Consider the following 8,888-nt stretch of genomic DNA (forward strand, 5'->3'; position numbering starts at 1 on the left):
ACCGCGGAGCGGATGACGACGAAGGAGGAATCCGCTCGATCGAGCACCGCCGAGCTCACCGCCGAATCGCGTTCCAGCGATTCGCCGTAGCGGTACGCTCCCTGCTCCACGACACGCCCCCACCTCGTACAGCCGACCGCGGAGCCGATGACGACGAAGGAGGAATCCGCTCAATCCAAGAGCAGCGCCGGTTCCTCCAGCACGCTGGCGACGTCGGCGACGAAGCGGCTGACCACGTCGCCGTCGACGACGCGGTGGTCGAAGGAGCCGCCGACCGTGGTGACGAAGCGGGGGCGGACCTCGCCGTCGACGACCCAGGGCTTCTGCTTGATCGTGCCGAGGGCGATGATCGCGACTTCGCCGGGGTTGAGGATCGGGGTGCCCGTGTCCATCCCGAAGACGCCGATGTTGGTGATGGTGATGGTGCCGTTCTGCATGTCGGCGGCGGTGGTCTTGCCGTCGCGGGCGTCGAGGGTGAGCTTCTCGAGGGCCTGGGCCAGTTCGAGGAGGCTCATCGACTGGGCGTCCTTGACGTTGGGGACGAGCAGTCCGCGCGGGGTGGCCGCGGCGATGCCGAGGTTGACGTAGTGGCGGACGACGATCTCGGTGTCGGTCCAGGCGGAGTTGACGGTGGGGTTGCGGCGGACGGCCCAGATGATGGCCTTGGCCATGATGAGCAGCGGCGAGACCTTGACGCCGGCGAAGTCGGGCGAGTTCTTGAGGCGCTTGACGAACTCCATGGTGCGGGTCGCGTCGACGTCGACGAAGACGCTGACGTGGGGCGCGGTGAACGCGCTCGTCGACATCGCGGCGGCGATCGCCTTGCGGACGCCGCGCACGGGGATGCGCTCCTCGCGGTCGTCGCCCCAGGCGGGGGTCTGGATGTTGCGGAAGACGCTGGCCTGGGAGGCGTGGCGGATGACGTCGTCGCGGGTGACCTCGCCGGCGAGGCCGGTGGCCTGCACCTCGAGGAGGTCGACGTCGAGGTCTTTCGCGAGCTTGCGGATCGGCGGCTTCGCGATGACGGGGAGCGCGGCGGCGGCCTGCGCGGGGTGGGCCGGGATCGCGGGCACCTCGGAGCCGATCGAGCCGGCTCCGGCCTGGACGGTGATGATCGCGGTGCCGACGTCGACCGTCTGGCCCTCGTCGACGAGCACGTCGACCACGGTGCCGCTGAACGGCGAGGGGAGCTCGACGAGCGACTTGGCGGTCTCGATCTCGACGAGGACCTGGTTGACGGCCACCTCGTCGCCGACCTTGACCTTCCAGGCCACGATCTCGGCCTCGGTGAGGCCCTCGCCGACGTCGGGGAGGAGGAACTGCTCTGTCATCGGGGGGACTCCTGTGGGCTCGTGCGGGCGGATGTCGCGCGCGTCAGTACGCGAGCGAGCGGTCGACGGCCTCGAGCACGCGGTCGACGTCGGGGAGGAAGAGCTTCTCGACCTTGGCGGGCGGGAAGGGGGTGTCGAAGCCGGCGACCCGGAGGACCGGCGCCTCCAGCGAGAAGAAGGCGCGCTCGGTGACGGTCGCCGCGATCTCGGAGCCGAGGCTCACGTTCGCGGACGCCTCCTGCGCGACGACGAGCCGGCCGGTCCTGCGGACCGACGCGAGCAGCGGCTCCCAGTCGATCGGGGAGAGCGAGCGCAGGTCGACGACCTCGACGCTCGTGCCCTCCTCGCCCGCGAGCTCGGCGGCCTGGAGGAGGACCGCGACCATCGGGCCCCAGCCGACCAGCGTGACCTCGGTGCCCTGGCGGACGACGCGGCTGGCGTGCAGCGGCGCAGCGGATCCGCTGAGGTCGACGTCGCCCTTGGGCCAGTAGCGGCTCTTGGGCTCGAAGAACATGACGGGGTCGTCCGAGGCGATGGCCTCCTGGATCATCCAGTAGGCGTCGTTGGGAGTCGACGGGCTGACCGCGCGCAGGCCCGCGGTGTGCGCGAAGTACGCCTCGTTGCTCTCCTGGTGGTGCTCGACCGCTCCGATGTGCCCGCCGTAGGGCACGCGGATGACGACGGGCATGGTGATCGCGCCCTCGTGGCGGTTGGTCATCTTGGCCAGCTGCGAGGTGATCTGGTCGAACGCCGGGTAGATGAACCCGTCGAACTGGATCTCGCAGACCGGACGGAAGCCGCGCATCGCGAGCCCGATCGCGGTGCCGACGATGCCGGACTCGGCGAGCGGCGTGTCGAGCACGCGCTTCGCCCCGAACTCGGCGTGCAGGCCCTCGGTGATGCGGAAGACCCCGCCCAGGGGGCCGATGTCCTCGCCCATCAGGAGGACTCGGTCGTCCTGCGTCATCGCGCGGCGGAGGCCGGCGTTGAGCGCCTTGGCCATGGACATGGACTCGAGCTGCGACCCGGTGAGGGGCGGCTGCGCGGCCGTCGTGCTGGTGTCGATCGTCATCACTCGCCTCCGAACGATTCTTCGTAGCGCTGCAGCCACGCCTTCTGCTCCTCGACGAGCACGTGCGGCTCCGAGTAGACGTGGTCGAACATGACGCCCGTGGGCGGGACCTCGAGGGCGAGGAGGCGGCGGCGGATGTCGGACGCGAAGTCCTTCGCCTCCTCGTCGACCTCGTCGAAGAAGGACTGCTCCACGCCCTCGCTCCGCAGGAACGCGGCGAAGCGGGTGATCGGGTCCTTCGCGACCCACGAGGCGAGCTCGTCGTCGGTGCGGTACTTCGTCGGGTCGTCGCTCGAGGTGTGCGCGCCGATCCGGTACGTCAGCGCCTCGATGAACTGGGGACCGCCGCCGGAGCGCGCGTCCTGCAGGTGCTTGGCGGTGACCGCGTAGCTCGCGAGCACGTCGTTGCCGTCGATCTGCACGCCGGGGATGCCGAAGCCGGAGGAGCGGAGGTAGAGGGGGCTGCGCGACTGCGTGGCCACGGGGACCGAGATCGCGTAGTGGTTGTTCTGGAGGAAGAAGACCTCGGGAGCCTGGTAGCTCGCGGCGAAGACCATCGCCTCGCTGACGTCGCCCTGGCTGGAGGCGCCGTCGCCGAAGTAGACGACGACGGCCGCGTCCTTCTCGGGGTCGCCCGTGCCGGTCGCTCCGTCGAGGGTGAGGCCCATCGCGTAGCCGGTCGCGTGCAGGGCCTGCGAGCCGAGCACCAGCGTGTAGAGGTGGAAGTTCCCGTTCGTCGGGTCGGTCGGGTCCCAGCCGCCGTGCGTCGTGCCGCGCAGGAGCGCGAGGACGCCGAGCAGGTCGATGCCGCGGATCTTGCCGACGACGTGCTCGCGGTAGGAGGGGAACACGTGGTCCTGCGGGCGCATCGCGAACGCGGAGCCGACCTGCGCCGCCTCCTGGCCGTGGCTCGGGACCCACAGTCCGAGCTGGCCCTGGCGCTGCAGGTTCGCGGCCTCGGTGTCGAAGCGGCGGACCACCGCCATCTCGCGGTAGAAGGAGCGGTGCTGCGCCTCGTCCACCCCGTCGAGGTAGGAGGCGTACTGCTCGGCCGCGGGGGTCGGCGAGAACCGCCCGTCCGCGGAGAGGAACTGGACAGTCGGCGACTCCGTGCTGGTGGCTACCACCCGACTAACCTATCCGTCTCGCGGGGTGGCCCTCGGGGAGGGAAGCCACAATCTCGGCCGCCGCGCTGAGGAGCTTGTCGACAGAGCGCGCCTCGCCGACGGAGACGCGGATCCCCTCCGGCGGGAACGCGCGGACCACGACCCCGGCGCGCTCGAAGACCTCGGCGGCCCGCGCCGTGTCCTCGCGGGTGTCGAACCAGAGGAAGTTCGCCTGCGACTCCGGGATCGTCCAGCCCTGGTCGAGCAGCGCCCGCCAGAGGTCGTCGCGGAGGCGGGTGATGCGGTGGACGCGCTCGAGGAGCTCCTCGCGGTGCTCGAGGGAGGCGACCGCCGCGGTCTCGGCGAACCGGGTGACCGAGAGCGGGATGGCGGTGGAGCGGGCGGCGTCGAGGATCCGCGCGTGGCCGATCGCGTAGCCGACGCGGAGGCCGGCGAGGCCGTACGCCTTGGAGAAGGTGCGGGCGATCACGAGGTTCGGGTAGCGGCCGAGCAGGCGGGTGCCGTCCACGGCCCGCTCGTCGTCGACGAACTCGGCGTAGGCCTCGTCGAGGAGCACGAGGACGTCTCCCGGGACGCGCTCGAGGAGCGCCTCGACGTCGTCGGCGGTGGCGACGGTGCCGGTGGGGTTGTTGGGGCTGCAGACGATCAGCAGGCGGGTGCGCTCGGTGACGGCCTGGGCCATGGCGTCGAGGTCGTGGGTGTCGTCGGCGCGGAGCGGCACGCGCACGCTGGTGGCGCCCGCGGTCGTGACGAGCGAGGGGTAGGCCTCGAACGAGCGCCAGGCGTAGACGACCTCGTCGCCCGGGCCCGCCGCCGCGGTGATCAGCTGGGCGATGACCGCGACGGAGCCGGCTCCGACGATCACCTCCTCGATCGGGACGCCGTACTCCGCGGCGAGCGCTGTGCGCAGGGCGGTCGCCGCCGCGTCCGGGTACCGGTTGAAGTCGTCCACCTCGCGGACCCGCGCGAGCACGGAGGGCAGCGGGTCGAACGGGTTCTCGTTGGAGGAGAGCTTGAAGGCGTCGGCGGCGGCCGCGCGGCCCTGCTTGTAGGCGGGGAGCGCCAGGATCTCGGGGCGGAGGCGGACGGGAGGCTCCTGCTGGTCGGTCACCCGCCCCATGCTAGGCGGCGCGGCGGCGGGCGCCCCGCCGTTCCGCGCGCGCCGTCCCCCGCCCTCGACGGGTGTGCGCCGGGCCCCCTTCCCACCGGTCGAGCGCCGCGGGTGCGGCCCGGAGGTGCGGCCGACCCGGGTCTCGGATGCGCGAACCGCCCCGCTGACCGGCGCCCACGGCGGCCGTCCCCCGATTAGGGTGCAGTGATGCGGAGTCGAGGGCGAGCCGAGCGGCGCGGGGGTGCGCGCCCGCTCCTCCGGGGCGCCACGGCCGCGATCGCCCTGCTCGTCGCCGCCGGCGCGCTCACCGGATGCACGCCCTCCGCGGAGGGCACACAGGCGACCCCGACTCTCCGGGAGACGTCCATCGACGTCGCCGCTCCCCCGGCCTACACCGCCGCGCGCGAGGCCGGCCTCGCGCTGCGGGACGACTCGCTCGCGCTCCTCACCGCGACGGACGGCACCGTCGCGGGCGCGGCCCGCACCGATCTGCTGGTGGCGATCGGAGCCCTGAACGCAGCGCTCGAGGGAGTCTCGGCCGACGCCATCACCACCGCGACGACCGCGGCCGGGGAGCAGCGGACGGCGCTGGCCGAGCGAGTGCTCGGCCTCGCCACGTCGACCCTCGCCTCCGGTCGCGGATCGACGTCCCGGCGGGCGGTGCTGACCGACGCGGTGGAGCAGCTCCGGAGCGCCCTCGCCTCGGGAGCCGCGGTCGCTCCGCTGGCCGTCGCCGTGATCGAGGCGCGCGAGCCGCTCATCCCGGAGCCGGGCAGCGGATTCGCTCCTCCCCCGCGCCCCGCGCCTCCCGCCGCTCCCCGGCCGACCAGTGCGCCCGAGCCGACCCAGGAGCCGACGCCCGATCCCCCGGCTCCGGAGCCGGCTCCCGCGCCCGCCCCCGAGCCGACCGAGGCCCCGCAGCCGACGGCGGAGCCCCTGCCGCAGCCCGAGCCCACCGCGGTGCTCCCTCCGCGGACCTGCGCCGACGACCCCCGCCTCTGCACTCCTGCGCCCGAGCCGACCATCGGCGGGCCCCTCACCTGAGCCCCGGCTCGCGGCGCGCCCCGCCTGCGGGGATAGTGGAGGCATGAGCAGACTCCTCCTCGGCCTCCTGACCAACGCCGTCGCGATCTGGCTCACGACCCTGGTCGTGGCGGGCGTGCGCGTGGACCCGTACGAGGAGGGCCCCGCCGCGGCGGTCCTCACGTACCTGCTGGTCGCGGTGATCTTCGGCGTCGTCAACGCCGTCGTCGGCGGAGTGGTGCGGGTGGTCGCGTTCCCCCTGTACGTGCTGACGCTCGGCCTGGTCTCGTTCCTCGTCAACGGCCTCCTGCTGCTCGTGACCGCCTGGATCAGCGGCCTCTTCGGCTTCGGCCTCGTCGTGGACGGCTTCTGGTGGGGCGTGCTCGGCGCCCTCGTGCTCGCCCTGGTGAACTGGTTCATCGGCCTCCTCCTGCGCCCCTTCCTCCGCCGCCGTCAGGACTGACACCGCCGGCTCGGCAGCCAGCATCGGCCGCGCCGCCGCCGCCCGGGAGGCCGCGCGCGCCATCGGTCGACGGCGGCCGCGATCGGCCTGCTGTGGAGGAGCCGCGGTGCGCCATGATGGGCGGGTGACCCCCGACTCCCCTGCGCCCTCGGCCTTCGCCGTGTGCTTCGTCTGCACCGGCAACATCTGCCGGTCGCCGATGGCCGAGGTGGTGCTGCGCTCCCTGGCGGAGCAGGCGGGGCTCGGCTCCGCGATCGAGATCAGCTCGGCCGGCACCGGCGAGTGGCACCTCGGCGAGCACGCCGACAGCCGCGCCCTCGCGGCGCTGGAGCGGCACGGCTTCGACGGGGGCCGCCACCGCGCCCAGCTCTTCGACCCGTCCCGCTTCGCCGAGTTCGACCTGGTCGTCGCGCTCGACCACGGGCACGAGCGCGCGCTGCGCTCCTGGGCGCGCACCGAGGTCGACCGGCAGAAGATCCGCCGCCTGCTCGACTTCGAGCCCGGCCTCTCCCCGCAGGGCGACGTCCCCGACCCCTACTATTCCGATGCGGCGGCGTTCGACTCGGTGCTCGCGCTCATCGAGCGCGCCTGCCGGGCCCTCTTCGCCCAGATCGAACCAGGACTGCGCGGCAACCGCTCGGTCCGCCCCGACTCCACCGACGCGCGCGCCGCCCTCGCGCAGGACACCTGAGAACCGGAAGGCACCACCGCATGACCTCGCTCCCCACCCAGCCGCTGAGCCCCCTCGACGGCCGCTACAGCGGTGCCGTCTCGTCGCTCGGCGAGTACCTCTCGGAGGCGGGGCTGAACCGCGCGCGGGTGCACGTCGAGGTCGAGTGGCTGCTGGCGCTGACCGACCGCCGCCTCTTCGGCTCCGAGCCCGTCGATGCGGCGACCGCCGAGGAGCTGCGCCGCCGCGCCCGCGACTTCGGCCAGCCCGAGATCGACGAGCTGGCCGCCCTCGAGGCCCGCACCCGCCACGACGTGAAGGCCGTGGAGTACCTCGTCCGCCAGTGGCTCGAGGAGCTGGGACTGCAGCGCATCGCCGAGCTCACCCACTTCGCCGCCACCAGCGAGGACATCAACAACCTCTCCTACGCGATCGTGGTCCGCCAGGCCGTCGGCGAGATCTGGCTGCCGAAGCTCCGCTCGGTCGTCGCGTCGCTCCGGGAGCTGGCCGTCCGCTACCGCGACGAGTCGATGCTCAGCCGCACCCACGGCCAGCCCGCGACCCCGACCACGATGGGCAAGGAGTTCGCCGTCTACGCGTACCGGCTCGAGCGGGTAGTCGCGCAGATCGAGGCGACGGAGTACCTGGGCAAGTTCAGCGGAGCGACGGGCACGTTCGCCGCCCACCTCGCCGCCGACCCCGGCACCGACTGGCCCGCCCTCGCGGAGGAGTTCGTCACCTCCCTCGGCCTCGTCTTCAACCCGCTGACCACCCAGATCGAGTCGCACGACTGGCAGGCCGAGCTCTACGGCAGGGCCGCGCACGCGAACCGCATCCTGCACAACATCTGCACCGATGTCTGGACCTACATCTCGCTCGGCTACTTCCGGCAGATCCCCCAGGCCGGGGCGACCGGCTCGTCCACGATGCCGCACAAGATCAACCCGATCCGCTTCGAGAACGCCGAGGCGAACCTCGAGCTCTCCAGCGCCCTGCTCGACTCGCTCGCGCAGACCCTGGTCACCTCGCGCCTCCAGCGCGACCTCACCGACTCGACCACGCAGCGCAACATCGGCGTCGCGTTCGGCCACTCCCTCCTCGCCCTCGACAACATCGCGCGCGGCCTGCTCGAGATCGACCTCGACCCGACCGCCCTCGCCGCCGACCTCGACGGCAACTGGGAGGTGCTGGCCGAGGCGATCCAGACGGTGATCCGCGCGGAGGTGGCGGCCGGCCGGTCCTCGATCACCGACCCGTACGCGCTGCTGAAGGACCTGACCCGCGGCAAGCGCCTCGGTGCCGACGACCTCGCCGTCTTCGTGCAGGGTCTCGACATCGGCGACGCGGCGAAGGAGCGCCTGCTGGCGCTGACGCCGGGCGGCTACACCGGCCTCGCCTCGTCGCTGGTCGACCGCCTGAGCTGATCCGCCGGGCAGCGAGCGCGCGGGTGCCGCCGTCCTCGAGAGCGAGCACTCCGACTCCTGCGTGCTCGCGGCGGCGCGGTCGACGGCGGCGCGATGTCGGGGGTCGCACCTAGCGTCGGCGGCATGTCAGCGTGCGCGATCGGAGGGTGCGCCTCCTCGGCCGAGACGGGCGCCCCCCTCGCGCTCTGCGCGGCGCACCTCGGGCTCGCGCACGACTGGGTCGCCCGCGAGGACGGCGTGATCGACGCCCTGCCCTCGCCGTGCGCGGCGTGCGGGTCCCGCCTGGGCGTCCGGCTCCCCTCCGCCTGGCTCTGCGCCGCCTGCGAGTGGCGGCTCGGCGACGCTCCCGACGGCGAGCTCCCGCCGCCCCGGGTCGACGTCGTCTACTACATCCGCTTCGGCGAGCGGATCAAGATCGGCACCAGCGGCAATCCCCGGCAGCGCCTCCACCGGCTCCGGCACGAGGAGCTCCTCGCGTTCGAGCGCGGCGGGCGAGCACTCGAGCAGCAGCGGCACGCCCAGTTCGCCGACGAGCGCCTGGAGCGCACCGAGTGGTTCGCGCGCAGCCCCGCGCTCGACGCCCACATCGAGACCGTGCGCGCCGGGGAGCCCGACCCCTGGGCTCTGCACCGCCGCTGGCGCAGCGAGGCGCTGGCGCTCCGGCTCT

General features: G+C 73.0%; 9 protein-coding genes. 5 read left to right on the forward strand and 4 right to left on the reverse strand.

The genetic code is table 11. The annotated features are described in order from the left end of the window. Positions 1–170: 170 nt before the first annotated feature. The 4 genes from C5C27_RS07075 to hisC form a co-directional block, all read right to left on the reverse strand. A complete protein-coding gene (locus C5C27_RS07075; RefSeq protein WP_104314002.1) occupies positions 171–1,331 on the reverse strand; it encodes a dihydrolipoamide acetyltransferase family protein in 1,161 nt (386 codons plus the stop codon). Between the two features lie 43 nt (positions 1,332–1,374). Beyond that, complete coding sequence (locus C5C27_RS07080) at positions 1,375–2,340, reverse strand: alpha-ketoacid dehydrogenase subunit beta (protein ID WP_181027250.1); 966 nt, start codon at positions 2,338–2,340, stop codon at positions 1,375–1,377. A gap of 62 nt (positions 2,341–2,402) precedes the next feature. After that, entirely contained in the window at positions 2,403–3,530 is a 1,128-nt protein-coding gene (locus C5C27_RS07085; protein WP_104226633.1) for a thiamine pyrophosphate-dependent dehydrogenase E1 component subunit alpha, read from the reverse strand. A 4-nt stretch (positions 3,531–3,534) separates the two neighbouring features. Beyond that, positions 3,535–4,650: a histidinol-phosphate transaminase gene (hisC, locus tag C5C27_RS07090; protein ID WP_104226632.1), complete on the reverse strand. Its 1,116-nt coding sequence runs from the start codon at positions 4,648–4,650 to the stop codon at positions 3,535–3,537. Positions 4,651–4,848: 198 nt separating this feature from the next. On the opposite strand from hisC, the gene C5C27_RS07095 reads away from it, so the two are divergent. From C5C27_RS07095 to C5C27_RS07115, 5 genes are all read left to right on the forward strand, one after another. Continuing rightward, the gene (locus C5C27_RS07095) at positions 4,849–5,685 is read left to right on the forward strand and encodes a hypothetical protein (protein WP_146079621.1); all 837 of its coding nucleotides are present in this window, start codon (positions 4,849–4,851) and stop codon (positions 5,683–5,685) included. Positions 5,686–5,728: 43 nt separating this feature from the next. After that, the gene (locus C5C27_RS07100; protein WP_104237970.1) at positions 5,729–6,127 is read left to right on the forward strand and encodes a phage holin family protein; all 399 of its coding nucleotides are present in this window, start codon (positions 5,729–5,731) and stop codon (positions 6,125–6,127) included. Positions 6,128–6,251: 124 nt separating this feature from the next. Further along, a complete protein-coding gene (locus C5C27_RS07105; RefSeq protein WP_181027248.1) occupies positions 6,252–6,818 on the forward strand; it encodes a low molecular weight protein-tyrosine-phosphatase in 567 nt (188 codons plus the stop codon). 20 nt (positions 6,819–6,838) lie between these two features. Then, positions 6,839–8,221 (forward strand): adenylosuccinate lyase, encoded by a 1,383-nt coding sequence (purB, locus tag C5C27_RS07110; protein ID WP_104237969.1) that lies wholly within the window; start codon positions 6,839–6,841, stop codon positions 8,219–8,221. A gap of 123 nt (positions 8,222–8,344) precedes the next feature. Further along, on the forward strand, positions 8,345–8,888 hold a 544-nt coding region (locus tag C5C27_RS07115; RefSeq protein WP_104314004.1), incomplete at its 3' end, for a GIY-YIG nuclease family protein.

Source organism: Rathayibacter sp. AY2B7, assembly GCF_002931635.1.
Classification (GTDB): Bacteria; Actinomycetota; Actinomycetes; order Actinomycetales; family Microbacteriaceae; genus Rathayibacter.